The sequence below is a fragment of the Marinimicrobium sp. UBA4209 genome, assembly GCF_002381585.1.
Classification (GTDB): Bacteria; Pseudomonadota; Gammaproteobacteria; order Pseudomonadales; family Cellvibrionaceae; genus Marinimicrobium; species Marinimicrobium koreense.
This window is the reverse complement of sequence record NZ_DFTP01000096.1, coordinates 378-775: the sequence shown is the minus strand read 5'-3', so window position 1 is coordinate 775 and position 398 is coordinate 378. Positions and strand designations below refer to the sequence as shown.

General features: G+C 59.3%; 1 protein-coding gene. It reads right to left on the bottom strand.

What is annotated here, in order from left to right:
- On the bottom strand, nucleotides 1-398 hold a 398-nt coding region (locus tag B3187_RS14205), incomplete at both ends, for an EF-Tu/IF-2/RF-3 family GTPase (protein ID WP_286807142.1).

Sequence of the window (398 nt, the reverse complement as noted above, 5' to 3'; positions counted from 1 at the left end):
ACCTGACCACGCTCAACTTCGTCACGCTTGGTACCGCGCAGCAGAACACCAACGTTCTCACCGGCACGACCTTCGTCCAGCATCTTGCGGAACATCTCAACACCGGTACATACGGTCTTGGTGGTGTCCTTCAGGCCGACGATTTCCAGCTCCTCGCCCACCTTCACGATGCCGCGCTCTACACGACCGGTTACTACGGTACCGCGACCAGAGATAGAGAAAACGTCTTCTACCGGCATCAGGAACGGCTGATCGATGGCACGCTCGGGCTCCGGAATGTACTCATCCAGAGTCTCCACCAGCTTCTTGACGGCGGTAGTGCCCAGCTCGTGCTCGTCTTCACCGTTCAGAGCCATCAGGGCGGAACCGGCGATGATCGGCGTGTCGTCACCCGGGAA